This window comes from Halobacteriovorax vibrionivorans (genome assembly GCF_003346865.1).
Taxonomy (GTDB): domain Bacteria; phylum Bdellovibrionota; class Bacteriovoracia; order Bacteriovoracales; family Bacteriovoracaceae; genus Halobacteriovorax_A; species Halobacteriovorax_A vibrionivorans.
In genome coordinates, this window is the sequence record NZ_QDKL01000003.1 from 117080 (window position 1) to 143222 (window position 26143).

The following is a 26143-nucleotide window of genomic DNA, read 5'->3' on the forward strand; positions in this document are numbered from 1 at the left end:
CTTTTTGACGAGTTGCAAGCTATTAAAGTTGTGCATATTTGGTTATAATAAACTTTAGACAAACAACACAAAACTTAACACAACAAAACACACAAACATACTTATACATAGGGAGACACAAGGATGAGACAATACTTAGACTTAATGAAGCACGTGCTTGAAAATGGTCAAAAGAAAGAAGATCGCACAGGTACTGGTACGATTTCTGTATTTGGTTATCAGGCCCGCTATAATCTAGAAGAAGGTTTCCCTTTAGTTACTACAAAGAAATGTCACCTTCGTTCAATTATTCACGAACTACTTTGGTTTTTAAAAGGTGATACGAATATTGCATATTTAAAAGAAAATAAGGTTCGCATTTGGGATGAATGGGCAGATGAGAATGGAGATCTTGGTCCCGTTTATGGTTATCAGTGGCGTCACTGGAAAACTCCAAATGGTGATGAGGTTGATCAAGTTGCAAATTTAGTTAAAGGTCTACGTGAGAATCCTTTTTCTCGTCGTCATATTTTAACTGCTTGGAATCCGGCCGATGTTGATAATATGGCCTTGCCTCCATGTCATTCTTTTATCCAATTCTACGTTTCACCTGATATGAAATTATCTTGTCAGCTCTATCAAAGATCAGCTGATATTTTCTTAGGTGTACCATTTAATATTGCTTCGTATGCATTATTCACTATGATGCTAGCTCAAGTTACAGGTTTAAAACTTGGAGAGTTCGTCCATACAATGGGGGATGCTCACCTTTATTTAAATCATATTGAGCAGGCCAAGCTCCAACTTACTCGCGAGCCACATCCTCTTCCAAAAATGTGGGTTAACCCTGAGATTAATTCTATTTTTGAATTTACTTATGAGGACTTCAAGCTTGAAGACTATGAGGCCCATCCACATATTAAGGCCGAGGTTTCAGTTTGATCCTCTCTCTTATTGTTGGAATTGGTAAGAATCGTGAAATAGGAAAGGGCAATGATTTGCTCTGGCATATTAGCGAAGACCTAAAGAATTTTAAAAAAATAACAAGTGGCAAGCCGATTATCATGGGAAGAAAAACTTATGAGTCTATCGGAAGACCTCTTCCTAAGAGACGTAATATTGTCATCTCTCGTGATCCTTCATTAAAAATTGAAGGATGCGATGTCTTTACTGATCCTGAAGAAGTCCTAAAAGATCTTAAATCCTCTGGCGTTGAGGAAGCCGTTGTTATAGGTGGCTCTTATATTTATGAATACTATCTTCCTAAGGTTGATCGCATCTATTTAACAGAGGTTGATTTTGAAGGAGATGCCGATGTGTATTTTCCTAAATTTGATCGAAGTGAATTTAGTGTAAGTGAAGAGAAGGTATTTGAAAAAACGCAGAACTCACCGGCGTGGAGGTTCTGCGTTTTGAATCGATTATAAAGTACTATCTTTCATTAATTTTCTAAAGCTGGAGTCGAGGTCGCCACCGACTTCTTTTCCATCATGTATAAGTAGAACAGTTTTAAACTCAAGGCCTGGCCCTACTTTTTCACCCACGTTATCAGGTGAGATTGTATAGCGGCCTGCTGCTTTTGCAATTGGCCAGTCCATATCATCAAAAGTTACATAAGCAAGCTCTGAACAAACAATTCTCTCATCTGTTTCAACATCAAAATTAAAATCGTATACTTTTCCGATCTGTCTAAAAGCATTGATTAGATAATCCTGCTTTTCTTCACGAGTGAGGTTTATCTGATGCCTTACGGCCGCAAGATCATCAATATCCATAAAGTGGTGGAGAGTATTATATTGAACACCTGGCCTTAAAGCTTCAATGATTCTCTTGCCTTTATTTTCAATCTCATCATGAAAAGGAACAACTTCTGGATGATCCCAGATACCAAGTTCCTGTAGCTGTTGTTTATTACCGGTCCATATCGCCACGTGTCCCCAGTGACCAGGGATAAATTTATCTGTAAGTCTAAAAGGAGTCTTTTCTAAAAGAATATCCAGCGGTTCTAACTGCGCTTCAAGTTCTGCAACTCTTTGTGGTGAAGGGTCGTATAATTTTCCTTTTCTTGTTTGGACAAGGCCTGCTGTATTTCCAAAGCCTTGAGAGACAACGTGAGTAACGTTATTCTTACTTTCTTTAAAGTAGTCAGTAATATAACGCCATATCATTGATACTTTTCTTCCAAAAATTCCACTTTTAAATTCTTTATCTAATTTAACAAAAGATTGTGAAGATTGAATTAGTGAGTCTAGATAGTAATTTGCTCTATCTGGTATTACATCATGCTTAATATAGTAATTTACTAGATCATCATAAAGTTTTAGCCCGCGTTCAATACGGTTGTAATTATCGTATTTATTAAAGCTATAGGTAATCTTTGCTAATTGGTTTTTAAGATCAGCATTGTCATAGTTTACAAGATGTCTGATTTTCTTCATTTCCTGAATTTGAGATAAGACGATCATGTAATTATCATACATAACTAATGAAGTAGCGATGGCAGTTTTAATATCATAGATTAAACTCTTTCCAAGTTCATCTTGTGGGTTGATATTAATTTCTTTGTATCTAACCCAGCGGTAATCATCATGACGGTCTTTATTTCTTGGCCCTGGCTTTTTAACTTTCTTTCTCTTATCAAGAATTTCAGAGCGGCCTTGTTCAATAATATTGATCTCGTTATACTTATCTGTGATCCATTTTGCATTTTCCACATTAGGCCAAACAGCATCACGGAAACTCTTATAAGTTTCAGTTCCTTCTTCATGAATCTTTGTGATCTGATTACTTTTTAATACTTTTTGCTCTTCAAGTTCAATGATGAAATCAATGGCCTTGTGTCGCCAAACCAGAATTTCTTCAACGCGATTTTGAAAGTTTTCAAGATGCTCATGATCATAATAGGTTTCAAGCTCCGGTCCATAGAGGTTTACCGAAGAGATAACACGATTATTATATTTTTCGTGTTTACTGGTACAACTTGCCATTAATAAGAGCGAGCTTAAGACAACAGCGATTGTTTTCTTTTTAAACATGATTCCCCCACAAAGATTTCAATAGGTCTTATCGGAAATCTTTGTGGAGTTATTTAGTCGGAAATGTTGTTTTCTACTTATATTGGGTACTTAGAGGACATCAATTCCAAACTCTGGAAGGATTTTAGACAGAGCAATTAGTGGAAGTCCTATGATAGATGAATGATCAGGACATTCAATTTGATCAAAGAGTGCTATGCCTTGGGTCTCTAGCTTGTATGCTCCACAGCTCCATAATGGCTCATCAGATACGACGTATCGCTCAATTTGCTCATCACTTAGCTCTTTCATTGTCATTTTAGAGACAACTGTTTCGACTACTTGTTTATCCTTTGAGATAACAGCAATACTCGTTATAAGCTCATGAGTCTTACCTTGTAGCTTTTTTAGATGAGAGATAGCATTCTCAATTGTTTCAGGCTTATTAAATATGTCACCATTGAAGTTTAATACCTGATCTCCACCAATAATGATCGCTTCTGGATTATTCTTTAAAACTTCTTGCGCCTTTTGCAGTGAAAGCTGTCTAGAGACTTCAAGGGGTGAGATACCATCATTTTTTATGGCCTCTTCATCAATATTAGGGGATACACATGTAAAATCTAAACCTAATTGTTTTAACTGATTCTGTCGAAATTGTGATGAAGATCCTAATATTAATTGCATAGTAATTTCCTGTGTTATAAAGAACTTATGTGGCCAAGCTTAGCAAAAATCCCCCTTAAAGTCTAAGCATGTTATAATGAGCAAAACTTATTGAGGTAAATATGACAGATATTAAAGATGATAAAAAGAAGAGTGAATTTCCATATCTTCACGGCTTTGATAAGGCCGAACAAGATCGACTAAGAGCACAGGCCAGATTTGCAGAGCAAACAGTTTATAAGAATATCAATCTTTCTCGAGTTAAAGAACTTATTGAAATAGGTAGTGGTGTTGGTGCGCAAACGGAGATTCTACTTAGACGTTTTCCTGATATGCATATAACTTGTGTGGATCGTAGTGAACACCAGCTTGCATCTGCCAAGGACTTTTTAGAGTCTACTCTAAATGGGGCCTTAAAAGATCGATTCGATCTTCATCAAATGGATGCAACGGATTTACAATTTAGTTCCCGCAAATTTGATGGAGCTTTTCTTTGTTGGATTTTAGAGCATGTGCCTGAGCCCGCAAAAGTTTTGTCTGAGGCCAGAAGAGTTCTTCGCCCTGGTGGTCGAATATATATATCTGAAGTTATGAATTCAAGTTTCTTACTTGATCCTTATTCTCCTAACACTTGGAAGTATTGGCAGGCATTTAATGATTACCAATACGATATGGGTGGAGATCCATTTATTGGAGCAAAACTTGGAAACCTTCTTATGCAACAAGGTTTTCAAAATATAAAAGTAGAGTCAAAGACATGGCATTTAGATAATCGCCGTCCTGATAAGAGAAAAGAATTTATCGATTATTGGTGTGAGTTACTCTTGTCGGCTGCACCTCAACTTGTAAAAGAGGGAAGAGTTGATCAAGAAACGGTTGATCTTATGCGAGTTGAGCTTAGGAAAGTTTCAAATGATCCAAATGCTGTTTTCTATTATAGTTTTGTACAAGCAAGCGCAAACGCTAGTTAATAATGGCCGTCAGTTTATTTGACGGCCTCTCTTTCTTTCAAAAAAACCTTAAATAAATTTCTCTTCTTGTATAAAGAGTAAAATCTTATTTATCTTTTTATCTTCCTATTTACAGATACTTATAACGTCTTATCTTATGTCTACTAAATGAACACCCTATATCATTATTTCTCTTTCAAACAATTATTTTCGTTTTCATTATAAAACTAATCCATGCAATTTATTACCTCTGTGCGAATATTTATCTGTCTTCTTTTAGTGTCACAGGTCACTATAGGGGCCGATATTGCTTTTAAGCACTTAGATCGCAATGAGAGAGATCAGTTCTTAGCACTTACCAATTGGAAGAGATATGCTCGTATGGTGCGTGTAAATGGTGACCTAAGAAGACAAGTTTTCTATCGTTCTTTAAGAGAAAATAATAAGTATGAAAGTCCTAAAGAAGAGTTCAATTCTTTTGTCAGTGAATTTTATCAAAATACTAATTTCAAATGTAACAACTTAGCTACCTATGAATTCTTTGTTGATATTACAGGTGAGAGAATATTTGAATCACAGGTATGTGATAATCATTTTTCTACTTTCATACCAGTTGCTACTGGTTATAAAGAAATTAGCTTTTATAAAAACAGAGTTTTAAAAATCTCATATCTTATGGCCTCTAATGGTGAAAGTGCCATGAGTCGCTTTGGCCATAGTATGTTCTACGTTCGTGCTTGTAAGAAAAATATTGATAATTGCCCACTCAAATATCAGACGGAGTTCATCCTTGGTGTTGTTGCTGATGTTGATGATTTAGCACCGGGACTACTTAAGGGAATATTTGGTGGATATGCAACTAAGATTGACTTCATGACATTGGCCCAAGTTAAGCAAAAATACAATTACGACGAGTTTAGAGATCTTTACCAATACGATTTAAAGCTAACTCAAAGAGAAATCCATCGCTTTACTTCTCACGCTTTAAGGCTTTATGAAGAAAAGGATATGGGAGACTATAAGTTCTTCTCAGCTAATTGCGCTACAGAGTCATATAAGATCTTAAGGGCAACACTTGATTTAAATAAGCTTCGCAGTAGACCTTTGACGCCAAAAGGACTGTTAAAAGACTTGAAAGAAGATGATCTCGTTAATGATGAGATGACAAGACAATTTAAAGAAAAGTCTAAGAAGGTGAATGGTTACTTGGCCCACCTTGGCCTTAAAACATTTGAAGATTATTATAACCTTCCTGTGGAGCAACGTTATCAGATAGCCGCAAATATCTCAAAAGAAGATATGCGTTTTACCAAAGCATCTTACATATTCCTTGAGAAAATGGCCTTAATAAGATTGCAAGAAAACCTAGCGACACTGGCGCTTAAGTCTGGTGATAAAGGACTTAGAGTAAAATTTGAGGAATTAGCAAATCGTTATAAAGACTGGGCAAGAGAAAATAAGAAAAGAGCAAGGCTTGGCCTTTCTCCTATAAAGAGTGATGTCATAGGTGAGATGAATCAATTCTACCTTACGCACTATAAAGAAGAAGTAACTAATATCGCTGTTATGGCCAATAATATAATTAAAGCTAGGAAAAGTTTTAAATAATTAAGGAGAGTATTATGAAAAAATTATTACTACTTACAATTGCACTATTAAGCTTAAACACACAGGCAAATGATATTTCTGAAAGAGAGCTTTCAACTGTCATTACAATTGCACCATTTTATATTACTACAGAGGCTACTGTAGACGCGCTTACTCAAAATGAGTACGAAGAAGCAGGTCAAATTGCAGCTGATGGTGTTGTTACTGATCAGGAAAGAGATGAAATGTCTGTTGAACTTCTAGTTCGCCTTGATGAATGTTTAGAAACATTTGGAAATGACTTCGGTTATGATGAACTAGATTGTTTGAAAGAAATTGCTCGTTACGATGACTAGTATTTAATCTGGGCCAATTATTTAATTGGTCCAGATTAGTCTTTTAATTTTCTTTATTCCTGCTTCTTGGAAACGATCCATTGCCTTTACACTTAATTCTCTATCAAGATTTATATCTGGATAAAATTCTGTTGTTTCAGATTTTTTAATCGCAAATGGAGGACCGAAGTCTTGTGGCCCATTATGATCCATCGTTAGTAGGAGTATTTTTGTTTCATTATTAATTAATCGTTTTATCGTTGGGTAGTACTTCTCTTTTCTCATAGAAGGTGGAAGCGCAATGTTTGAAGCTCTGTCATAGAGATAGTCAATATTCCCTAGATTCTCTAATGCAAAGAAGTCCTTATTATAAATAGTGATACTTCCCTTATCCAATTGGCAGCGGTATATTCCATCTTCTTGAGTCATATTAGGAATTTCATTTTCACGAAAGAAGTCCTCTACTGGCTCTTTAACCACTTCAACACCAATTACATTAGCTCCTTTGTTTGCAAGGTAGAGCATATCTAAACTCTTACCACAAAGGGGAACTAGAATATTCTTTCCACTTATATCTTTTTCGTTAAAGTAGTTTTCCATTACAGGGTTGAATTCTGATTGATGAAAACCAGTAAAGCCTTTGTCCCAGCCTTCTTGCCAAAAACCTGTGTTATCTTCAATTTGATTTTTTTTGATATCTCTTTGATCAGGCATTAAAAGTTCCTATATCTTAAAATGAATAGGGGGCCAAATCCCTTGGCCCCTCATATTCTAGCAGTTTAATTTAGTGACAAACCAAATTAAATTAGAAATTTAAATATGCAATCTAGCTTCCGCACATCTCGCAGTCTTCTGGGTTCTCAATTGAACAAACCATTGCTGCTGCTTCTTGCTCTAATTGCTCAGGAGTTTTCTTTGTTTCGTTCTTAACTGTGAACTGAACAGCGTTAACTGCAGCACGTGAACGAAGGTAGTACATACCTGTCTTAAGACCTTTTTTCCAAGCATAGAAGTGCATTGAAGAAAGCTTACCGAAGTTAGGGTTTTCCATGTGGATATTCAGTGATTGACCTTGGTCAATATATGGCCCACGTCCCGCAGACATATCGATAACTGCTTTTTGCTTAACTTCCCATACTGTTTTGTAGAGCTCTTTTGTTGCTTCTGGAATTCTTTCAATTGATTGAATTGAACCATTGTTAGCAATGATCTCATTTCTCATTGTATCATCCCAAAGTCCAAGATCGATTAGATCACGAACAAGGTACTTGTTAACAACTGCAAATTCACCAGAAAGAACACGTCTTACGTAGATATTTGAAGTAATTGGCTCAAAACACTCGTTATTTCCTAGGATTTGAGAAGTTGAAGCAGTTGGCATTGGAGCTACTAGTAGTGAGTTTCTTACTCCGTGCTCTTTTACTTCTTTCTTCAGTGCATCCCAGTCCCAACGGCCAGAGTGTGCTGAGTGTCCCCACATATCAAATTGGAATTGTCCTTGTGACATTGGAGAACCTTCATATGTTGAGTAAGGCCCATCAATTTTTGCTGTATCTTTTGAAGCTGTAACAGCTGCAAAGTAGATTGTTTCAAAAATATCGTTATTAAGCTTAAGTGCTTCTTCAGACTCAAAAGGAAGTCTCATCATAAAGAAAGTATCTTGGAGACCTTGTACACCTAGACCAATTGGACGGTGTCTCATATTTGAGTTCTTAGCTTCTTCAACAGGGTAGTAGTTTACATCAATTACTCTGTTAAGATTCTTTGTCATACGATAAACAACTTTATATAGGTGGTCGTGATCGTAAGTTGCTTTGCCTTGGTCGTCGATCTTTACAAATTTGTTAAGAGCAACTGAAGCAAGGTTACAAACAGCTACTTCATCTGGAGCTGTGTACTCAAGGATTTCTGTACAAAGGTTAGAAGACTTGATTGTTCCAAGGTTCTTCTGATTTGATTTCTCGTTAGCTGCATCTTTGTAAAGCATATAAGGAGAACCAGTTTCAGTTTGAGACTCAAGAACAGCAAACCATAGGTCTTGTGCTCTGATTGTTTTCTTGGCCTTACCTGCTTTTTCGTACTTAGTGTATAGCGCTTCAAACTCAGCACCATAGCAATCAGCTAAGCCTGGACATTCGTGTGGGCAAAATAGTGACCACTGTCCATCTTCTTCAACTCTTTTCATGAATAAGTCAGGAGTCCAAAGTGCGTAGAAAAGGTCACGCGCTCTTTGCTCATCTTTACCTGTATTCTTTTTCATTTCTAGGAATTCAAAGATATCTGCGTGCCATGGCTCAAGATAGATTGCAAATGAACCTTTACGCTTTCCACCACCTTGATCAACGTAGCGAGCTGTATCATTAAAAACTTTTAGCATTGGAACGATTCCGTTCGACGTACCATTAGTTCCTTTGATGAATGAACCTTTTGCGCGAATATTGTGAATTGATAGACCGATACCACCAGCTGACTGAGAAATAAGTGCAGTTTGCTTAAGAGTATCGTAGATACCATCAATCGAATCATCTTTCATCGTAAGTAGGAAACAAGAAGACATTTGTGGCTTATTTGTTCCCGAGTTAAATAGAGTAGGAGTTGCGTGTGTAAAGAACTTCTGACTCATTAGGTTGTATGTTTCAATAGCAGCTTCCATGTCATTCATGTGCATACCAACAGAAACTCTAAGAAGCATTTGACCTGGTCTTTCAACAATCTTCCCATCCATTTTTAGAAGGTAAGATCTTTCAAGCGTTTTAAAACCAAAGTAGTCGTAATTGAAGTCACGCTTATCAACTAGAGTTTTATCTAGAAGTTCAGCATTCTCCATTACTGTTTCATATAATTCTTTTGAAACTAGTGGTGCGTGCTCACCAGTTGCTTTATTTACATAGTGATACATTTCCTTAACATTCTCAGAGAAACAACCTTTTGTTTCTTTGTGAAGGTTTGAAACTGCAACACGTCCTGCAAGGATATTGTAATCAGGGTGCTTAGTCGCTAGATAAGCTGCAGTTTCAGCTGCAAGATTATCAAGCTCAGAAGTTGTAATACCGTCGTAGATCCCTTCAATTACTTTTTGCGTAATCATTGTTGGATCAACGTTATCTTCTAAACCAAAAGCAAGTGTATTGATTCTATCTGTAATTTTATCAAATTTAATTGGCTCTCTTTCGCCACTTCTTGTTTGTACGTACATTTCTTAAAACTCCGCGTCTAAAGTGAAAGTGTTATCAGACTTTTCTGATAAGATACCCGGTCTTTGGTATTCAGATACTCTCTTTTCAAAGAAGTTTGTTTTCCCTTCTAGAGAGATTAGCTCCATCCAATCAAATGGATTATCTGATCCGTAATGACTTTCTAGACCAAATTGTTGCATCCAGAAGTCTGCTACAAATTCAATATATTGCTTCATAAGGTCTTGGTTCATACCGATTAGAGAAACAGGAATTGCTTCAGAGATAAACTCTTTTTCAATTTCTACTGCTTCAGTAATGATCGATTTAATTGTCTCTTTTGAACACTGCTCATCTTTGTCTAGTAAAGAGTGTAGAAGAACAGCGAATTCACAGTGAAGACCTTCATCGCGAGAAATAAACTCATTAGAAGTACATAGACCTGGCATAAGTCCTCTTTTCTTTAACCAGAAAATTGAACAGAATGATCCAGAGAAGAAGATTCCTTCAATCGCTGCAAAAGCGACAAGTCTTTCTGCGAATGTATTCTTTGCACGTAGCCACTTCATGGCCCAGTCTGCTTTTTTCTTAACTGGCTCAAAGTGATCAACGGCGTGGAAAAGACGATCTTTTTCTTTAGCGTCTTTAACATACGTATCAATTAGTAGTGAGTAAGTTTCTGAGTGAATGTTTTCCATTGCGATTTGGAAACCGTAGAAACATCTCGCTTCTGGGTTTTGTACGTCGTTGTAAAAACGAACCGCAAGGTTTTCATTAACGATACCATCACTTGCTGCAAAGAATGCAAGCACGTGAGTAATAAAGTGCCTCTCATTGTCATTTAACTTTTCCCAGTCCGCAAGGTCCTGTTCTAAGTCAATTTCTTCAGCAGTCCAAAATACTGCCATGTGTCTCTTGTACATTTCCCAAATTGAATTGTACTCAATTGGAAAAAGAACAAATCTGTCATCGTTTTCTGCTAGAATTGGTGAAGTCACAAGTTCCTCCTTAACTTTGTAAAAAACACGGACAGTAATGCTGATGTGCGAGGCATTAAAATCTTGTGTGTGCGTCTTACATGTAACTTAAAAATTAGTAAAAAATATCAAATCTTTTAAAATTAATTTAATAAGATCGTGCTGTATGTTCTATTCTAGTTTAGGCCGATGGAGTACTTCTTATCAATATACAATGGGCCAAGATTTTGACATATGCTTTTTGCGCCTCTAATTTTTATTCTTGATCACTATTGTAGAGCTTTTAATACCCATTAAATATGGGCTTGACGAGATTTTGCAAGTTCTTTTTACAGAAAAAAAATCGTGTCTAAAAAAGTCTGTCATCTAATTTTTAGAGGTGAGGGGGCGTGTTAACGCTATGTGCTTATACTATATCTTGTGGCCGTAGGATTTTTGACACTACTACATCTTGTGAAAATATACGAACATTGGAGTGCGTTGTAATTAAAATTACAAATTTAATCCCAATTAAGTTTTAAAGTCGGTGCTTCTTTGATCTTATTTCTTCTCTTATCGTATTCACCAGTTGTTTTCACAGAAGCGTGTCCAACTTCAATTGCTATTGTGTAAATATCGACACCAATTTCTAGGAGTTCACCAATGAATGTTGCTCTTGCTGAGTGGGGAGTAATCTTTACACCAATCCCTGCTTGTTTTGCATAACGATCAAGAAGCTCATTAATAGTACTTGGATGAAGTGGTTTATTAAGAAATTCTGGATTACTTGGATTTCGTGTTGGTTGAAAGAGCCAGTCGTTATCTCCCGTTTCTCTCTCACACTCATTCATCCAATCAATATACTCTTCGATGGCCTTTATTGCTAAAGGGTTTAAGACCTTCTTTCCAAGCTTTCCACCCTTTGCGCGGTATTGAAGGACCTTATTGTCTCCTTGAGTTTGATAGTCTTTAAACTTGAGATTTAAGACCTCGCTCTTTCTAAGTCCTGTTGTAAAGAAAGTGACAAATAGAGCAACATGAAGATATTTGGAATTCTTATTTTGACCCATAAGAGCAAAGAGTTCTAATACCTGATCTTTTGTAAGGGCATTAGTAGGGGACTTTACTTCACTACGTGGTCTTCTGACACTTGAAACTGGATTTGCTTTAATTGAATTTTTTTCAACGAGGTATTTAAAAAAAACACTTAGACTTGCTAGCTTTCGATTGATCGTCTTAGGAGTTGAAGGATTCTGATTATGGCCGCCAAATTCTGATAAGTAATTTCGATATTTAATGACATGGATTCTTTCAATACTTTCAAAGTTTTCAATTTTGAAATAATCACTTATCCAGCATAGGAATTGATTAATATCGTTTAAATATGATTTTCTTGTATGTGATGAAGTGAAGTTTTCAAAAAACTCTTCATCAAGATCAAAGTTGTGGCCAGGATCGACCTGCTTAAGACTGAACATATTTCTATGTTAAGTTGTTTTATATTGGGTAAGAAGAGGGAAAAATATACGCGCTATGATCTTCATAATCATAACGCGTATCAGGTATTACTGCGCTTGAAGGCGCGATTTGATAAGTTCTGCTTTTGTGCGTTTTAAGTTCCAAGTTAGCCCAAGGAAGTTTAGGCCACGAATTAACCATTTTGTTGGATCAAAGTGATACCATTTAATACCGTTGCGATAATCAGCTTGAAAAGTGTGGTGGAAATTATGATATCCTTCACCATATGTGAAAAGCGCCATAATCCAACTATCACGTGCCGTTTGCTTCTTATCATATGGCCTAGTTCCTACAACATGGCATAGTGAATTAATAAAGAATGTGCAGTGGTGAACAAAGACGATTCTTGCAACACCAGCAACAAATAGTCCTCCAAGCCAAGAGCCTGCAATTAGATGACCAAGAAAGGCCGGTAAGAGAAAGCTAAAGATAATAACAAATGCCAAATAGAACTTATGTTGAAACATAACCATTGGGTCTTTTAATAAGTCTTTTGAGAATTTGTATTCATCTGCATCTTCTAAGAGAAGAATCCAGCCCATATGAGCGTAGAAAAAGCCTTCATTGATATTATATGGATCATGGTCTGTATCTACTTTTCCATGATGAACTCGGTGATCATTACACCACTTTAAGGCCGAGTTTTGTACAGCAGCTGCACCAAAGATCAATAACAGAAGCCTAACTGGCCAACTTGCTTGATAAGATCTGTGGGCAAAGAGTCTATGATAGCCTGCTGTAATACCTAGTCCTGTTGCAATATAAAAGGCCAAAGAAAGGGCCATGATTCTCCAATCAAAACCGTCAACTTTAAGCCATGCAATAGTTCCTGCAATAGCTACAATAGGCGTTAATAGGAGAAAGATTGTATTTGTTTTGTTTAAGTTCTTAAATGAATAAGTTTTCGTGCACATTGGCGTTATCCTTGATTTGCGTGTGGTACTTCTTCTTAATTTATTTTAACAAGAGGCAAACAGATTCATTGTAAAACTAATGTAAATGTTGACGATAAGTTAGCTATAATATGTAAATATAAAATAAAAACTATTTCTTATAGTAAATGTAGAGGTCAAAAATGGCTTACTTAGGTCGCGGTATTAGCCCTAGAAAATTATTTTGGTGGTTCTTTTTTGTTACAAATATAGCAACAGTTTTTGCGGGAGAGTTCTTTAATGAATTCTTCTATTATCAATACTTAGTATTAGTTCCAATATACCTTTTAGGTTTTTATGATCTATTTCAAAGTGAACATACACTAAAAAGTAACTATCCTGTTGTTGGAAGGTTTCGTTATGTAATGGAAGATCTAAGACCTAAGATCTATCAATACTTTATTGAATCAGATGAAGATGGAACGCCGATTCCAAGAACAATTCGTAATGTTATTTATCAAAGGGCCAAGCTTGCTCTAAGTACTAAACCATTTGGAACTCAGAAGAATGTTTATCAAACTGGTTATGAGTGGATAAATCATTCAATGTATCCTAAAGAATTTAGTGAAGTTCAAAAAGACCTACGTGTTGAAGTAGGAAGTAAGCATTGTACTAAGCCTTATAGTTTATCAATTTTTAATATTTCGGCCATGAGCTTTGGGTCTTTGAGTTCACGTGCTGTTGAAGCATTAAATCGTGGTGCTAAGCTTAATAACTTTGCCCATAATACTGGTGAAGGTGGAATTAGTGATTACCATCAAAGTGGTGGCGGTGATTTAATATGGCAAATTGGGACTGGTTATTTTGGTGCCAGAAACGAAGACGGCCATTTTAGTGAAGAAAATTATAAAAATAAGGCAACCTTGGAACAAGTTAAAATGATTGAATTGAAACTCTCTCAAGGGGCCAAGCCTGGCCATGGTGGGATTTTACCAGCAAAGAAGAATACTGCTGAAATTGCAAAGATTCGTGGTGTAAAAGTTGGAACAGAAGTTGACTCTCCACCTTCCCATAAAGAGTTTAGCAACGCAAAAGAGATGGTTGAGTTCATTGAGCGCTTAAGAAAGTTGAGTGGAGGAAAGCCCGTTGGAATAAAAATGTGTTTTGGAAAACGAAGTGAGTTCGTTGATATGGTAAAGACATTTAAAGAACTTGATAATTATCCGGACTATATTGCAATTGATGGCGCTGAAGGTGGAACTGGTGCAGCACCACTTGAGTTTTCAGATTCTATTGGAACACCTCTAGTGGAAGGACTAACTAATTCCTATAATATCTTAAAGGAGTATGGCCTAAAAGATGAAATTAAAATAATAGCAGCGGGTAAATTATTTACTGGCTTTGATATTGTCAAGGCCATCGCTTTAGGTGCCGATGCATGTTATGGGGCACGTTCAATGATGCTTGCAATTGGTTGTATACAGGCATTAACTTGTAATTCAAATAAATGTCCTGTTGGTATTACTACTCAAAATCCAGATCTAGTAAAAGGAATTAATGTTGAACAAAAGGCCAAGCGTGTCGCTAACTTTCATCATGCAACACTAGAGGCCGTAAGAGAAATTGTTGCAGCAGCTGGCTATGATTGTGTTACAGGTCTAAAACGAAAAGATATCTTTAAGCGTGACAGTAATCATGGAGTTCACTCTTACGAGGATATCTACCCCACATACAAGGTAGAGGTCTAATGGGTTTAGCTAAAGAACTTGATTATGATTTGCTTGCCCAGCAATTAATCCGCTCTATTCGTGCAGATAAAAGTCAGGAATGGGTTAATCAAAGGCTTGGATCTACTTCAAATATCGTTCATCGATGGGAGAAGGGACATGCAAAGGCTTCATGGGAGGACTTTTTAAAATTCTGTGACGTTTTTAGAATTGATATGAAGTTTATCTTCGTTTCATATTTACGCTTTCAGGGTGAAGTTCATGAGGTTAAAGAATTACTTTCTTTTCTCTTTAGTAATAAGAGCTTAAATGACGTGTCTAAGTCTTGTGGGTTAACAACATCAAAGCTTCGTCGATTAAAAAATGGAGAAACAAACCTTAGCTTAAATAATTTTCTACAAATAATTTTTGGTTTTGATGACATGGAGTCAATGGCCTTGGTCTATGACTTAGCCGCTAATAATTCAATACCACTTTTAGACGAAAGCAATAATAAGCGTATTGAGATTACAAAACATTATTTTAGTAATCCAAATATAGGCTTAGTCCTTATATGTCTTGATCTTAATGCTTATAAGAAGCTTTCTTTTCATCAAGATAGTTTTATTTCAAAAGCATCAGGCATTCCTCTTAAAGAAGTAAACGAGATACTTAGTCTTTGTGAGGCCAATGAATTAATTGAGATGAAAAATGGCCTCTATCAATCAGGAAGCATTCGCGTAAGTGATCGCGGATCTAGGGATCAGATGCTTAATACTCGTAAATTTTGGCTAGAGAAGGCCATTTCAAATATGAGTGATAAAACTGAATTAGACGCCTATGGCTCGATGGTTTTCATAGCAAGTCAAAGTGCTCGAAAAGATATTATTGGCCTTTACTTACGCTTTTTTGAAGACTTTAAAAAGATTGTCATGGAAGATAAGGATGAAGACCTTATTCCTCTTATTCTAAATTTTAACCTTATAAACCCTGGTGATGACGATATAAATGACTGATATTTCATAGAAGTGTCTGATTTTGTAAATAATATTCCAAAATCACAGATAGTTTTTTATCTGTCATACCCAAGGGTTCTATCCAATTTGTTTATCCTCACATAATTTGATTTAAAACAAATAAAAGGGGATACGATATGAAAAAAATAATCTTTGCACTATTTCTGATGATGCTTACATCTTTTACTTTTGCAGAATCAGTTGCTCGATTTCAACTTAATTTCACTCTTCAAAGCATGATGACAGGAGAGTATATCGCCGATATAAATTGTGAAGTAAGACAGGTTCTTCAATGGGAGTCTGCAGTTAATGTTTTTAAATGTGAAAACACAAAGAGTTCTGAAGTCTTTCTTATTAAAGGTGTAAATGGCGTGATTGGTTTTAGTTACCAAAAGAATGTTGCTTACTCTAAGTATTACTTAAGTGGAGCTAATGGTTTAGTTTCAACTTTGCTCAAAAAAATGGGAAAAGAATATAAAGTTCTTGGTGCAGGCATGCTTGAGTTCTATTACTACGATAGAGCGCCAAAGCTTGGGACACAAGAAACAATTATTAACACTGACAATGACGATGCTTTAATTCTTAATATAAGTGATGTTTATTATCTTGATTAAAATAGTGATAGGGAGCTTAGCTCCCTTTTTTATCTGAGATTTTCAAACAAATTAAATAAAATATCATAGAGTGAAATCCCATTTAATTTTTTAATGCTCTTTATCGAGTAGAGTTCGACGGGAATGATCATTTGTCTTTTGTTTTGAATTCTCATAGGGATTGTTCTTCTCATTAATTTATCTTCCTCCTGTTAGATTAAGTAGGAGGACCTTGAATGGCCCTCCTTTGATTTAGGTTATGCGGCAAGTTCAAACTTCATTTTTTCTTTTGTGATTCTAGTTAGTTTTTCAAAGTCATACGTATAGCGTTCTCTTAAAAGCTTATTCTCTTTAATTGTGTTTACTAGTGCCATTAAGTGATGACTTTTTCTGTAGTCAGTCTCTTCTTTGTTAGACTTTTCTTTATTACAAGTTGGGCAAAGCACTTGTAAGTTGTCGATCATAAACTCTAAGTGAGGATGAATCGACTTTGGTTTAATGTGGTCGATATGCATATTTTCGTGTTCAATACCGCACTTTAAGCATTTCTTTCCTTGAATGCGAAATACCTGTTTGCGTAGGTACTTCCAATTTTTTTCATTCCCAAACGCAACTTGGGACTTTCTAGTGTGAATAAACTTCGCAATTTCAATTTGCGTACGAAAATCAGCTTTTTCCATCTCAGGTATTGCGATTTTTGGCCTGATAACGAAAACAAATAGCGATAACATCAACGAGAGAGAGCCTATGTACCATACTAGTGTCATGGCCAGTTCACGATAGAAGTTAAATGATAATCCATTCATCGCGATTGCATTCATTGCGTTTACCTCCGTCAAAATGTCTTTTTACTCTGTGTGTTTTTTTGTGTGTATGTGTGTTGTGTGCCTATTAGGACTTCTTCGACCTCCTCACATAGATAAGTTGCAAAGGATGTGCCAAAAAAGATAACAATTTTAGATGGTTATCATCTAAAAATTATGATTTATGGAGATAAAAAGTAACTGTTCATTTTAGTCAGGATCAGAGCGGCGCCACAAAATTAGAATATTGTGCTGAAATCTTTCATGAGCTCACTCACGCTTGGTAGATCGTTTATTGCACCTGAGGCTTGGCCTACTTCTAATTCACCTTCGTCTGTATCACCATCAAGCATACCAAGTTTTGCGCGTCCTTTTCCAAGGTGTTCAATGAGTTTTTCAACTGGTGCGCATTCAAGTTCTAATTTAAGAGATTCGGTTGCAAATTTATTTTTTAGAAGCCTTACTGGTACATGGGGTTTCATTTGAAGACGAGTATCTCCTGGGCCTGCTGCAATGATTTTATCTTTGTAATTTTGATGGGCACTACTTTCTTTGGTCATAAGAAAACGTGTACCAAGTTGTACGCCACTTGCTCCAAGACAAAGGGCGGCCTTTATTGTTCTCTTATCAAAAATACCACCAGCTGCAATAACTGGGATTTTAACTGTGTCACATACTTGTGGAATAAGACACATAGTTGTGATTTCATCACGCCCATTGTGGCCTCCTGCCTCAAATCCTTCTGCAACAATGGCATCAACGCCAGCGTCTTCACATTTTTTGGCAAGTAGTGGGCTTGAGGTAACGTGAACGACAGTGCATCCTTGGTCTTTTAGAAATTTTGTATATTTCTTTGGAGAGCCAGCTGAAGTAAAAAAGATTTTTATCCCCGCATCAAGACACACTTGTATTTGTTCTTCGGCCAAACGATAGAGTAGTGGAACGTTTACACCGATATGTTTGCCATCTTCTAATAGGTCATGTGCTTTCTTTAAATGCTCTTTTAAAAGCTCTGGCTTCATTGAGCCTGCACCAATTAGACCTAGCCCTCCGGCATTGCTTACAGCGGCCGCTAATTTTGATCCAGAAACCCAAACCATTCCACCTTGAATAATAGGATAGTCGATATTAAATAATTCACAGATATCTTTTCCACAGTCTTTAAAATTCATTAAATATCCTTATCACTAAAAGCAGGGGTCTTTGACCTTATTAATTCTTTTTCTAATTTTTCATCTCGATAAGACTCAAGAGTATAGGCCCTTGTGGCATTTCTCTTATTTCCAAAGCCTTTCATATTCGTGACGATAAAGCCTGCCTCTAACATCGCCTTACGTATTTTAACTGAGGCCGAATATGTTGTCATAACAGAATCTTTATTACATAAGCTACGCAGATTCCTGAACCATTCTTTTGTCCACAAAGTTGGATTTTTAGTAGGTGAGAAAGCATCCTGAAAAATACAATCTATCTTAATATCTTCTAAGTCTAATTTCTTTATAGTTTCTCTAGCATCACCAAGTAGGACTTTTACTTGAAAATTCTCACTTAGATTAAAGCTTATGAATTCTTTATTCTTTTCTAGATTGCTTATATGCTTACCAATTGAAGCTTGAGAAATTACCCAATTGGCCAATTCAGGATCAATTTCCGTTGTGATAAATTTAATCTTATTAGCTATTTCTTTAGTGCTCTCAAAAGTTGCTAGTATTCCAAGGCCTACTCCAAGTCCTATCTCTAAAATTGTAATGTTAGAAGCTTGGGCCCTCTCTAGCACACTACAGCCTTCAACGTAATTATAGAGTGTTTCTTCCAGAGCACCTGCTGTTGAGTGGCAATTTTCATCAAAATGGCCACTGTGTAATGTTATATAACCATCATCTGTTGTAACTGCTTGATATTCGCTAAATTTTGTTTTGAATTTCATAGGTAAAACTTAACATTTCAGTGATTCAAGGTCTATTCCCATTAAGTTTTCTTAATTTTCGACGATAAGATATCTGATGAAAAGTATCGGCTTTAAGCTTCCAACATTCATTATTTCTCTCATTTTACTCTTAAGCTCATGTGGAGAATATGGTGGCGGAGTTGCGTCTTTGGCCAATCGAAATGTCGGTGATAATGTTGAGGTGCAATCATCTCTAGATGAACTTGGTGCTAGTAATATTCGCTCAATTTGTTCACGTCTTAGGGCCATGAGAATGGATCTCCAAACGATTACTGATATTGAAAGTGTAGTCTTCAATGTTAAGTTTGGCTCTTGTATGAGTGGTGATAGTGTTCGTGATGTTGTTGCTGAATTAAATGCAAATTATAATGGAACAGCAACTCTATCTGTAAAGACTAATCAATTTGATGTTCCAGGTACTCTTTTAGAATCACAGGTTCAAACAGATTTAAATGGTGTGGTGGCAGATTTTTGTAGCGCCTTTGCAAGTAATAGTGATGTTAATGCTGTTTATCAAAACTATGCAAATCAGGGAATTGTATATTCCTTCCCAAACACAAATACTTTCATTAGAAGTGTTGTCATTGATAATTCTCAGAATAAAGTATTAGTTGAGAAGCAAACTTATATTATCGAAGAAAATTCTATTGCTGATAAGAATGTTTTAGTTGAAAGAATCGAATACCAGTCTCAATGTGCTAATAAGAATGCAAAGGTCGATATCCAAAAACTAAATGAATACCGACCTTAGAATATTTCTTCTTATCTAATTTCCCAATCTTTATAAATTCCAGTAAGCCTAGGTGTAACAAGTGTATGATAGCGCTTAAATAAGTCATAGCGCTCCTTATCCATTGAAGAATGGTTTGCTAACACTCTTAAAGTTTCAAGATATGAAAGTCCCTGACAAATTGTTTCAGCATGAAGCATGAGTTTGTCGACATTATCTTCATTCATCCATGCTTTAGGATTAGTTAAGTCTGATAGCTTTTCTGGTTTAAGGCATTTCATAATCAACTTAATAAGATTCTTCTTAAAAGTATATTGACTACCTGAAAGCTCACGTTGGCCTAAGTTATCACTTGCTACCCATGCAAATGCAGGGTGCTTGATAAAGAGATTTGAGAAGTATTTTTGCGGATTTTTTGCAACATACTTAATCATATCCTTAAGGGCCATAAGGGCCTGAATTTGACTTGTTCCTTCATAAAGTAGTGGCCCAAATGAGTCTCTGTGATAACGGCTTACTGGATACTCTTCCATGAAGCCATAACCACCTAGAACTTGAATGGCCTTTGTAGAAAGCTGTGTATAAGCTTCACATGCATAGTATTTAACAAGTGGAGTTCTCTTTCTTGTCCAAATTGAAGCATTCTTAAAGATGGCCTCTTCTTCTTTTGTTAGTTCTCCAACTTCATTCTTTTTAAGATCAAGTTTTTGGAAGATATCATATGAAGAAATTGTATCAACTAAAAGAGCTCTAAGAGCATCTCTTTCTGTTTCAAAATCTTCTAAATTTCTTTTCATAAGTGGTAATTCAGATATCGGTTTATCAAATTGAACGCGCTCTTGAGCATAGTTCTTTGCATAACCGATACATCCTTCAATTCCACCTAGGGCCTGCATTCCTACAGCAATACGCGCCTCATTCATAAGGTGAAGCATATATCTGAAACCTTTTCCTTCTTCTCCAATAAGACGTGCAACAGAGTTTTCATATACGATTTCGCATGTGAAAGATCCGTGCATTCCCATCTTGTGTTCGTTCTTAGCAACCGTATAATTAAGGCCTTCTACAGTTGGATCATCTTGTTCACAGATAAACATTGAAATACCCTCAAGTCCTTCTGGTGCACCTTTAATACGTGCTAGAACAAAACCAATTCCACCACCACCATTAGTGATGAATATTTTTGAGCCATTTAATTTATATGTGCCATCACCAACTGGTGTTGCGCTTGTTTTAATCATTCCAAGATCAGAACCACAACCTGGCTCTGTTAAGTTCATTGATCCCGATAATTCACCTGCAACAATCTTAGGTATAAGTCTTTCGGCCGTTTCATGATCACAGAAGCGGTGAACCATATCTGCGATAGAAGTAAAGAATGCAAGTTGCGTACATTGTGAATTACATGCACGTGATAATTGCTCTAAGAGAATCATTAGGGCAACAGCTGGTAGACCCATACCACCAAATTCTGTCGGAACACATAGGCCAAAAGCACCAAGTTCAGTTGCTTCTCGATAGAACTCACTTAATTCTTTTCCTGGAATAGTGCGACCATCCTTAACAACACCAGCGCCATTGACGTCAATGGCCTCTGCGCGATTGTAAACAGCATCAGCTGCCCAGCTTCCAGTTTGTGTCATAAGTTCTTCAATAAAACTTATCACTTCTTCTTGATTGTTAAATCCATCTGCAGTTGGGAACTCTTTATAATAAAGAGGGATTATGGCCTTCCAGTCCACTGCGTTCTTTAACATCCATTGCCATTCTTTTTCATCGCTAAAATAATTCATTAAAGATTGATCCTTTTATAATTTAACTATTAACTAATATTAAGACATTTTTCGAGTAAATGTGTCAATTCTATGATAGTTAAACAGCATGTCAAAACCACGCCGAAATACACGTGAATCACGTTGCCCAACTTGTCGCATCAATACGCATTGGTGCTTTTGTGAGCATTTGAGTAGTTTTCACAATAACACTGAAGTCATTATCCCAATGCATTATACAGAGCGATGGCTAACGAGTAATACTGCATATTTTGCAACCCTTGTACTTAATAAATGTAAAATTATGGAAAGGGGAAATATGTATGACCCCTTTGATCCAAACGCCTTTGATTTCGAAGAAAATAATTATATCTACTTATTTCCGACACAAGACTCACTGCCTTTAAATGAGTTTGTGGCCGATCATCGAAAGACTTGTTTGGTTGTTCCGGACGGATCTTGGTCAAAAGCAAAGAAATTTCATAAAAGGGAAGATGTTCTAGCAAAAATGCCAAAATTTCATTTAATAGATGTTGGTGAGAGTATCTATGAATTAAGAAAGTCTCCAGGAGAGAACTTCTTATGTACTTATGAAGCAATTGCACACGCATTAAGTGTCTTAGAGGGAAGTGAAGTAAAAGATCATATGATGAATATATTTAAGGTCTTTGTGGAAAGAGTAAAAAAAAGCCGGAAAGGTGATTTCCGGCTCGATTGAAAAAATAGGATGTCGTAGTAATACTATTCGAGCATTGCTTTAAGTTGCCAGTTTTGCTTTTCTAGCCAAGCAACTTTGTCATCAGCATATGCTACTGTTGAAGCATCTCCTGCTTCGTCAGCAGTTCTTGATAATTCTTTAAATGCATTTAGGAAGTAGTCATTATCTTTTAAAATAATTTCTAATGACTCTTTACTAGTAAATGAAGACTCATTAGTTTCTTTAATACGACTAATCTCTAATGCATTGGCCATTGTTAGAACTGGTTTTTCACCAAGTTGTAATTGTCTTTCTGCAAGGTCATCAAAGATAACGGCGAACTCATTATATAGAGTCTCTGTTAACTCGTGGATTGGAAGAAACATCATCCCCGTAACATTCCAGTGAATATTATGTAGCTTCATGAAATATACTTGGGCATCTGCTTGAATAAGTTTTAATTGATTAATTGTATTCATACGTTCTCCTTTTTTGTTAACGTGATCAGTATAACAATAAGAATTATATGAATCCAATAAAGAATATATGTCATGTAATAGTCAAAATCTATTGAAATTTAGGTTTATTAAACGTATGCATACACCGCGTAAAAGTGCGATGTAGTCCCTAGAAGAACACAAATATGCCATATTGCATGACCGAGATAAAGGCTTTCACGCAAGTAGAAGAGAACTCCACTCATGTAACACGCTCCACCAATAACGATCCATTTTAAGCAGTCAAAACTTAAGTTTGATTGAAGTTCATTTCGAATAACAAGAACCATCCAGCCCATAGCAAGACAAAGAACAATTGTTAAAACTTCAGATTTGTTAAATGCAAATAATTTAATGAGAATCCCGATAAAGGCCAAGGCCCAAATATTGATCATCATCCACATTCCGGTTTCACCGCGAATGGCCAGCATTAGAAATGGAGTATACGAGCCAGCAATTAGTAAATAGATACCAATATGATCCATGCGACGAAATATCTCTTTAAGTCTACGACTTCTTTTGCTGTCAAGGCCATGATAGAGAGTCGACATACTATAAAGAAAAGTGATGGAGAGTCCAAATACGCTATAGGCAAAAGTATGTAGACCTGTTTGGGCCTTCATGATCATCATGACAGTACCAACGACACCAAGGATTATACCAAGGCAATGGGTTGAAGAATTAATAATTTCTTCAAATTTTGAATAGAGTTCTCCGTCTCTCTCGTGCATATTAAAATTATAGCAGAAGTTAAGAAATTCTATAGGTAGGTTATTTATTCACTTAACATTTTCTTAAGTAAAAGTGTCTAAGTGTCTGTATTTGCAAACCAGCATGGAAGCCTCTTAGAAAGGGCATTTTCGCCAATTTTTCCACTTTCATAAGGCATTAAGGCACTATTAACGATAATATCCATACGACATTGCATACTAGGATAACTATCTTTTGTCTCTTTCACCACGAGGTTATCAGGTGTATGAAATTGTGGAAGTACATCGTTATTTACATAATTGATGGCCAAGGTGAAATCACGAGCAACTTGCATTGTCTCAAAACAAAGTCTTTTATTTAATTTATCTTCTAGAAACTTTTCTTCACAAAGAGATGCGGCATATGGATCAAGCTCTAGAGGTGCATCGAAGTATTTAGGATACTTGGTAACAAATTTCTTATAACAACTATTGGCCGCAAAGAAGTCTGATTGGCCTTCCGTGCTCATATGTTGCATTCCCTTAATTTTAATGCGGGGATATTCTCCTAATAAATGCCCAACCTCATGACATGCTGTAAAGACAAAGGCCCTTTTGGTCATATCAGGCAGTCTTGCAAAGCCACCCCAGAAATTTACTTGATAAGTGTTATTCTTTTCTTCGTATTTGGCCCACGCACTAAAATAAGGAGTCTCCCAATCCAATGTTGCAATAACCATCGTTCGCCCTTGGCGACGAGCTTCTGTTTGATATAGCTGAGTGACTGTACTTGCAATGAAGTAAAAGTCTTGTTGCTTTATCTCCGAGCCCAAATCCTCATGAGCTAGTATCTGATATTCATGAGAATTTCGTTCTTTGCTCTTTATTGAGGCATCAGAGAACGAGGAAACCAGAAGAATTGATAAGAGAATGATAAACTTCATACCTGCCTTATACTTTCAATCTTTACCAAGGCATAAATAATTGAAAATAATACAGTCTTTTTAATATGATAAATATTGGATAATATGTTGGATATGAAAAAAGAAACAGTAGCACAGGCCTTACTAGGTCATTTAAAGGATGAGTTTGAAAAGGCTCAAGAAGTTTATGAAAACTCACGTGGAGCTTCGCAAGAAGCTGATATGGCCCAAGAAGGTAAGTATGATACTCGCGCCATTGAGGCCGGTTATTTAGCAGGAGCCTTAAAAAAGCGTGTCGATGAGCTTGAAATTGACGTTAAAATGATTGAGGAGCTAATAGAAGAGCTTCCTCAAGGTAAGAAGGTTCAGATAGGCTCTCTCGTTGAGTTAAAATTTAATAATCAAACTCGTCATTATTTCATTACACCAACGGCAGGTGGAACCATGTTAAATGTTGACGGTAATGGACTTCTTGTTATCTCGGTTTTTTCTCCGATTGGAAACGAAGTTCTTGATCTTGAAGCTGGCGATATTTTTGATGTTGAAACGGGTGATATTACCCGAGAATACGAAGTTATCTCTGTAAATTAATCTTTAACTTGGCCATTCATAGCTAAACTTTTCGTTTTCTTGAGCGGCCAAGATCTCATATGCATCACTTGGGTTTAAGTCTCTTGGATTTAGCCAATCATCTATATATTCATGATTTAGAAATATAGGACAACGATCGTGTCCCATTATTTCAACTTCATTTGGTGGATCTGTTGTAATTATAGCAAAGGACTTAAATTTAACGCTTCCATCTGTAGACTGCCATTCATCCCACAAGCATGGCGCCCACATGAATTCATTATTTGTAGGTTTAAACTTTATTAGTGTTTTCTTATTATCTTTTAATACCCATTCATAGAATGCATCAAAACAAACAATGCCATGATTTCTCATAAATAGAGGTGACCATGTCTTTCTCTTTTCAAGTGAGTCGACTCTGGCGTTAAAGACATTAAATTTAGTTGGGATCTCTTCTGAAGAACCATTTGGCCTTATACGGTAGCGCATAGGAGAGATTAATCGCTTCTTTTCTTGTGCCGTTATAACACTCGTAAAATAATTCGGGTAGATGCGACCAAGTTCATCTGGGCCCTTAAAGTAGCTTCCACTTGGTTTTCTTTTTAAGTTTAATTGTTTCTTAATTTCATCTGCCCCAAGCTTTGATTCAAGCTCTTGCATGGCCTTAAATTGGTTGTAGGATAAGCGATCAAAATCCGCATTCATCGTCGATGAAACTCTTTTTAAGTCACTTGCCGCTTGGATAGAAAAACACATAGATAAACTTTAACATATTTAAATTATTCGTCGAAGTGGATATGATATACTTTGTTCATGATAAATAGAAGATATAGAATTGAAGGTAAGGTTCAAGGGGTATTCTTTCGAAAAAGTACTCTTGAATATGTTAACCACCATACGCCTAATATTACTGGTTATGTTAAAAACCTTAAAGATGGCAGTGTTGAAGTTTTGGCCTGTGGTGATCTCGAGGATATTAATAATTTAGAAGCTTTCCTAAAAGAAGGCCCTGAGACTGCAGAGGTTGAGAAAGTAACATTGATTGAACAGCCAGCTGTTGCAAATTTCAAAGACTTTCAAGTTGGCTGAGAAAGCTGTCTAAAAATTTATCTTTCACAGTAATCTCTACAATCAAATAGCATGAATCTC

27 protein-coding genes are annotated in these 26143 nt (G+C 36.3%); 12 read left to right on the forward strand and 15 right to left on the reverse strand.

Features of this window, described 5'->3' with window-relative positions:
* Window positions 1–123: 123 nt before the first annotated feature.
* On the forward strand, window positions 124–921 hold the full coding sequence (locus DAY19_RS11385; protein ID WP_115362521.1) for a thymidylate synthase: 798 nt from the start codon (window positions 124–126) through the stop codon (window positions 919–921).
* Entirely contained in the window at window positions 918–1406 is a 489-nt protein-coding gene (locus DAY19_RS11390) for a dihydrofolate reductase (RefSeq protein ID WP_199506657.1), read from the forward strand. Before DAY19_RS11385 ends, DAY19_RS11390 begins: the two co-directional genes overlap by 4 nt.
* Here DAY19_RS11390 and DAY19_RS11395 read toward each other — a convergent pair.
* Together DAY19_RS11395 and DAY19_RS11400 are read right to left on the reverse strand one after the other, a co-directional pair.
* Window positions 1401–3014 carry a YiiX/YebB-like N1pC/P60 family cysteine hydrolase gene (locus DAY19_RS11395; protein ID WP_115362523.1) on the reverse strand — a complete coding sequence of 538 codons (1614 nt, stop codon included), beginning with the start codon at window positions 3012–3014 and terminating at the stop codon, window positions 1401–1403. The two genes, DAY19_RS11390 and DAY19_RS11395, sit on opposite strands and share 6 nt — an antisense overlap.
* A 90-nt stretch (window positions 3015–3104) precedes the next feature.
* Entirely contained in the window at window positions 3105–3680 is a 576-nt protein-coding gene (locus tag DAY19_RS11400) for a Maf family protein (RefSeq protein WP_115362526.1), read from the reverse strand.
* A 101-nt stretch (window positions 3681–3781) separates the two neighbouring features.
* Here DAY19_RS11400 and DAY19_RS11405 point away from each other — a divergent pair, with 101 nt between their 5' ends.
* From DAY19_RS11405 to DAY19_RS11415, 3 genes are all read left to right on the forward strand, one after another.
* A complete protein-coding gene (locus DAY19_RS11405) occupies window positions 3782–4630 on the forward strand; it encodes a class I SAM-dependent methyltransferase (protein ID WP_115362528.1) in 849 nt (282 codons plus the stop codon).
* 213 nt (window positions 4631–4843) lie between these two features.
* A complete protein-coding gene (locus tag DAY19_RS11410; RefSeq protein ID WP_115362530.1) occupies window positions 4844–6217 on the forward strand; it encodes a lipoprotein N-acyltransferase Lnb domain-containing protein in 1374 nt (457 codons plus the stop codon).
* Between the two features lie 14 nt (window positions 6218–6231).
* Entirely contained in the window at window positions 6232–6552 is a 321-nt protein-coding gene (locus DAY19_RS11415) for a hypothetical protein (RefSeq protein ID WP_115362532.1), read from the forward strand.
* 21 nt (window positions 6553–6573) lie between these two features.
* Here DAY19_RS11415 and DAY19_RS11420 read toward each other — a convergent pair whose 3' ends face one another.
* From DAY19_RS11420 to DAY19_RS11440, 5 genes are all read right to left on the reverse strand, one after another.
* Window positions 6574–7245, reverse strand: a complete 672-nt coding sequence (locus DAY19_RS11420; RefSeq protein WP_115362534.1) for a class I SAM-dependent methyltransferase — start codon at window positions 7243–7245, stop codon at window positions 6574–6576.
* Window positions 7246–7357: 112 nt separating this feature from the next.
* A complete protein-coding gene (locus DAY19_RS11425) occupies window positions 7358–9727 on the reverse strand; it encodes a ribonucleoside-diphosphate reductase subunit alpha (protein ID WP_115362536.1) in 2370 nt (789 codons plus the stop codon).
* Window positions 9728–9730: 3 nt separating this feature from the next.
* Entirely contained in the window at window positions 9731–10702 is a 972-nt protein-coding gene (locus DAY19_RS11430; RefSeq protein WP_233500267.1) for a ribonucleotide-diphosphate reductase subunit beta, read from the reverse strand.
* Between the two features lie 479 nt (window positions 10703–11181).
* A complete protein-coding gene (locus tag DAY19_RS11435; RefSeq protein ID WP_115362540.1) occupies window positions 11182–12138 on the reverse strand; it encodes a tyrosine-type recombinase/integrase in 957 nt (318 codons plus the stop codon).
* Window positions 12139–12225: 87 nt separating this feature from the next.
* The gene (locus DAY19_RS11440; RefSeq protein WP_115362542.1) at window positions 12226–13092 is read right to left on the reverse strand and encodes an acyl-CoA desaturase; all 867 of its coding nucleotides are present in this window, start codon (window positions 13090–13092) and stop codon (window positions 12226–12228) included.
* Window positions 13093–13253: 161 nt separating this feature from the next.
* Here DAY19_RS11440 and DAY19_RS11445 point away from each other — a divergent pair, with 161 nt between their 5' ends.
* From DAY19_RS11445 to DAY19_RS11455, 3 genes are all read left to right on the forward strand, one after another.
* Complete coding sequence (locus DAY19_RS11445) at window positions 13254–14798, forward strand: FMN-binding glutamate synthase family protein (protein ID WP_115362544.1); 1545 nt, start codon at window positions 13254–13256, stop codon at window positions 14796–14798.
* Window positions 14798–15772: a helix-turn-helix domain-containing protein gene (locus DAY19_RS11450; RefSeq protein WP_115362546.1), complete on the forward strand. Its 975-nt coding sequence runs from the start codon at window positions 14798–14800 to the stop codon at window positions 15770–15772. The genes DAY19_RS11445 and DAY19_RS11450 overlap by 1 nt, the downstream gene beginning before the upstream one ends.
* Before the next feature lie 137 nt (window positions 15773–15909).
* Window positions 15910–16386, forward strand: coding sequence for a hypothetical protein (locus DAY19_RS11455; protein ID WP_115362548.1), 477 nt, complete (start codon window positions 15910–15912; stop codon window positions 16384–16386).
* A 236-nt stretch (window positions 16387–16622) separates the two neighbouring features.
* On the opposite strand, the gene DAY19_RS11460 is transcribed toward DAY19_RS11455, so the two are convergent.
* From DAY19_RS11460 to mnmD, 3 genes are all read right to left on the reverse strand, one after another.
* Entirely contained in the window at window positions 16623–17186 is a 564-nt protein-coding gene (locus tag DAY19_RS11460) for an HNH endonuclease (protein ID WP_115362550.1), read from the reverse strand.
* 221 nt (window positions 17187–17407) lie between these two features.
* Window positions 17408–18340: an NAD(P)H-dependent flavin oxidoreductase gene (locus tag DAY19_RS11465; RefSeq protein WP_115362552.1), complete on the reverse strand. Its 933-nt coding sequence runs from the start codon at window positions 18338–18340 to the stop codon at window positions 17408–17410.
* A complete protein-coding gene (gene mnmD, locus DAY19_RS11470) occupies window positions 18340–19095 on the reverse strand; it encodes a tRNA (5-methylaminomethyl-2-thiouridine)(34)-methyltransferase MnmD (RefSeq protein WP_115362554.1) in 756 nt (251 codons plus the stop codon). Before mnmD ends, DAY19_RS11465 begins: the two co-directional genes overlap by 1 nt.
* Window positions 19096–19171: 76 nt before the next feature.
* On the opposite strand from mnmD, the gene DAY19_RS11475 reads away from it, so the two are divergent.
* Window positions 19172–19867, forward strand: coding sequence for a hypothetical protein (locus DAY19_RS11475; protein ID WP_115362556.1), 696 nt, complete (start codon window positions 19172–19174; stop codon window positions 19865–19867).
* 11 nt (window positions 19868–19878) lie between these two features.
* Here DAY19_RS11475 and DAY19_RS11480 read toward each other — a convergent pair whose 3' ends face one another.
* A complete protein-coding gene (locus DAY19_RS11480) occupies window positions 19879–21639 on the reverse strand; it encodes an acyl-CoA dehydrogenase family protein (RefSeq protein ID WP_115362558.1) in 1761 nt (586 codons plus the stop codon).
* Between the two features lie 88 nt (window positions 21640–21727).
* On the opposite strand from DAY19_RS11480, the gene DAY19_RS11485 reads away from it, so the two are divergent.
* Window positions 21728–22336, forward strand: a complete 609-nt coding sequence (locus DAY19_RS11485; protein WP_115362560.1) for a tRNA-uridine aminocarboxypropyltransferase — start codon at window positions 21728–21730, stop codon at window positions 22334–22336.
* Between the two features lie 23 nt (window positions 22337–22359).
* On the opposite strand, the gene DAY19_RS11490 is transcribed toward DAY19_RS11485, so the two are convergent.
* The 3 genes from DAY19_RS11490 to DAY19_RS11500 all read right to left on the reverse strand — a co-directional run bounded on the left by DAY19_RS11490 (window position 22360) and on the right by DAY19_RS11500 (window position 24445).
* Complete coding sequence (locus DAY19_RS11490) at window positions 22360–22794, reverse strand: Dps family protein (RefSeq protein WP_115362561.1); 435 nt, start codon at window positions 22792–22794, stop codon at window positions 22360–22362.
* A gap of 107 nt (window positions 22795–22901) precedes the next feature.
* On the reverse strand, window positions 22902–23543 hold the full coding sequence (gene trhA / locus DAY19_RS11495) for a PAQR family membrane homeostasis protein TrhA (protein WP_115362563.1): 642 nt from the start codon (window positions 23541–23543) through the stop codon (window positions 22902–22904).
* 77 nt (window positions 23544–23620) lie between these two features.
* Complete coding sequence (locus tag DAY19_RS11500; protein WP_115362565.1) at window positions 23621–24445, reverse strand: hypothetical protein; 825 nt, start codon at window positions 24443–24445, stop codon at window positions 23621–23623.
* Window positions 24446–24538: 93 nt separating this feature from the next.
* Between DAY19_RS11500 and DAY19_RS11505 the strand changes: the two genes are divergently transcribed.
* Window positions 24539–25015 carry a GreA/GreB family elongation factor gene (locus DAY19_RS11505; RefSeq protein WP_158536887.1) on the forward strand — a complete coding sequence of 159 codons (477 nt, stop codon included), beginning with the start codon at window positions 24539–24541 and terminating at the stop codon, window positions 25013–25015.
* Between the two features lie 3 nt (window positions 25016–25018).
* On the opposite strand, the gene DAY19_RS11510 is transcribed toward DAY19_RS11505, so the two are convergent.
* Window positions 25019–25750 carry an SOS response-associated peptidase family protein gene (locus DAY19_RS11510; RefSeq protein ID WP_115362570.1) on the reverse strand — a complete coding sequence of 244 codons (732 nt, stop codon included), beginning with the start codon at window positions 25748–25750 and terminating at the stop codon, window positions 25019–25021.
* 57 nt (window positions 25751–25807) lie between these two features.
* Here DAY19_RS11510 and DAY19_RS11515 point away from each other — a divergent pair, with 57 nt between their 5' ends.
* Entirely contained in the window at window positions 25808–26083 is a 276-nt protein-coding gene (locus DAY19_RS11515) for an acylphosphatase (protein WP_115362572.1), read from the forward strand.
* Window positions 26084–26143 lie beyond the last annotated feature (60 nt).

What these genes read in the sequence shown, in the direction of transcription:
- DAY19_RS11475 (WP_115362556.1), top strand. Translation starts at nt 19,172, where the DNA reads ATGAAAAGTATCGGCTTTAAGCTTCCAACATTCATTATTTCTCTCATT.
- DAY19_RS11515 (WP_115362572.1), top strand. Translation starts at nt 25,808, where the DNA reads ATGATAAATAGAAGATATAGAATTGAAGGTAAGGTTCAAGGGGTATTC.
- DAY19_RS11500 (WP_115362565.1), bottom strand. Translation starts at nt 24,445, where the DNA reads ATGAAGTTTATCATTCTCTTATCAATTCTTCTGGTTTCCTCGTTCTCT.
- DAY19_RS11425 (WP_115362536.1), bottom strand. Translation starts at nt 9,727, where the DNA reads ATGTACGTACAAACAAGAAGTGGCGAAAGAGAGCCAATTAAATTTGAT.
- DAY19_RS11420 (WP_115362534.1), bottom strand. Translation starts at nt 7,245, where the DNA reads ATGCCTGATCAAAGAGATATCAAAAAAAATCAAATTGAAGATAACACA.
- DAY19_RS11490 (WP_115362561.1), bottom strand. Translation starts at nt 22,794, where the DNA reads ATGAATACAATTAATCAATTAAAACTTATTCAAGCAGATGCCCAAGTA.
- DAY19_RS11480 (WP_115362558.1), bottom strand. Translation starts at nt 21,639, where the DNA reads ATGAATTATTTTAGCGATGAAAAAGAATGGCAATGGATGTTAAAGAAC.
- DAY19_RS11440 (WP_115362542.1), bottom strand. Translation starts at nt 13,092, where the DNA reads ATGTGCACGAAAACTTATTCATTTAAGAACTTAAACAAAACAAATACA.
- mnmD (WP_115362554.1), bottom strand. Translation starts at nt 19,095, where the DNA reads ATGAAATTCAAAACAAAATTTAGCGAATATCAAGCAGTTACAACAGAT.
- DAY19_RS11445 (WP_115362544.1), top strand. Translation starts at nt 13,254, where the DNA reads ATGGCTTACTTAGGTCGCGGTATTAGCCCTAGAAAATTATTTTGGTGG.
- DAY19_RS11465 (WP_115362552.1), bottom strand. Translation starts at nt 18,340, where the DNA reads ATGAATTTTAAAGACTGTGGAAAAGATATCTGTGAATTATTTAATATC.
- DAY19_RS11400 (WP_115362526.1), bottom strand. Translation starts at nt 3,680, where the DNA reads ATGCAATTAATATTAGGATCTTCATCACAATTTCGACAGAATCAGTTA.
- DAY19_RS11450 (WP_115362546.1), top strand. Translation starts at nt 14,798, where the DNA reads ATGGGTTTAGCTAAAGAACTTGATTATGATTTGCTTGCCCAGCAATTA.
- DAY19_RS11485 (WP_115362560.1), top strand. Translation starts at nt 21,728, where the DNA reads ATGTCAAAACCACGCCGAAATACACGTGAATCACGTTGCCCAACTTGT.
- DAY19_RS11415 (WP_115362532.1), top strand. Translation starts at nt 6,232, where the DNA reads ATGAAAAAATTATTACTACTTACAATTGCACTATTAAGCTTAAACACA.
- DAY19_RS11510 (WP_115362570.1), bottom strand. Translation starts at nt 25,750, where the DNA reads ATGTGTTTTTCTATCCAAGCGGCAAGTGACTTAAAAAGAGTTTCATCG.
- DAY19_RS11395 (WP_115362523.1), bottom strand. Translation starts at nt 3,014, where the DNA reads ATGTTTAAAAAGAAAACAATCGCTGTTGTCTTAAGCTCGCTCTTATTA.
- DAY19_RS11410 (WP_115362530.1), top strand. Translation starts at nt 4,844, where the DNA reads ATGCAATTTATTACCTCTGTGCGAATATTTATCTGTCTTCTTTTAGTG.
- DAY19_RS11435 (WP_115362540.1), bottom strand. Translation starts at nt 12,138, where the DNA reads ATGTTCAGTCTTAAGCAGGTCGATCCTGGCCACAACTTTGATCTTGAT.
- DAY19_RS11385 (WP_115362521.1), top strand. Translation starts at nt 124, where the DNA reads ATGAGACAATACTTAGACTTAATGAAGCACGTGCTTGAAAATGGTCAA.
- trhA (WP_115362563.1), bottom strand. Translation starts at nt 23,543, where the DNA reads ATGCACGAGAGAGACGGAGAACTCTATTCAAAATTTGAAGAAATTATT.
- DAY19_RS11505 (WP_158536887.1), top strand. Translation starts at nt 24,539, where the DNA reads ATGAAAAAAGAAACAGTAGCACAGGCCTTACTAGGTCATTTAAAGGAT.
- DAY19_RS11460 (WP_115362550.1), bottom strand. Translation starts at nt 17,186, where the DNA reads ATGAATGCAATCGCGATGAATGGATTATCATTTAACTTCTATCGTGAA.
- DAY19_RS11405 (WP_115362528.1), top strand. Translation starts at nt 3,782, where the DNA reads ATGACAGATATTAAAGATGATAAAAAGAAGAGTGAATTTCCATATCTT.
- DAY19_RS11455 (WP_115362548.1), top strand. Translation starts at nt 15,910, where the DNA reads ATGAAAAAAATAATCTTTGCACTATTTCTGATGATGCTTACATCTTTT.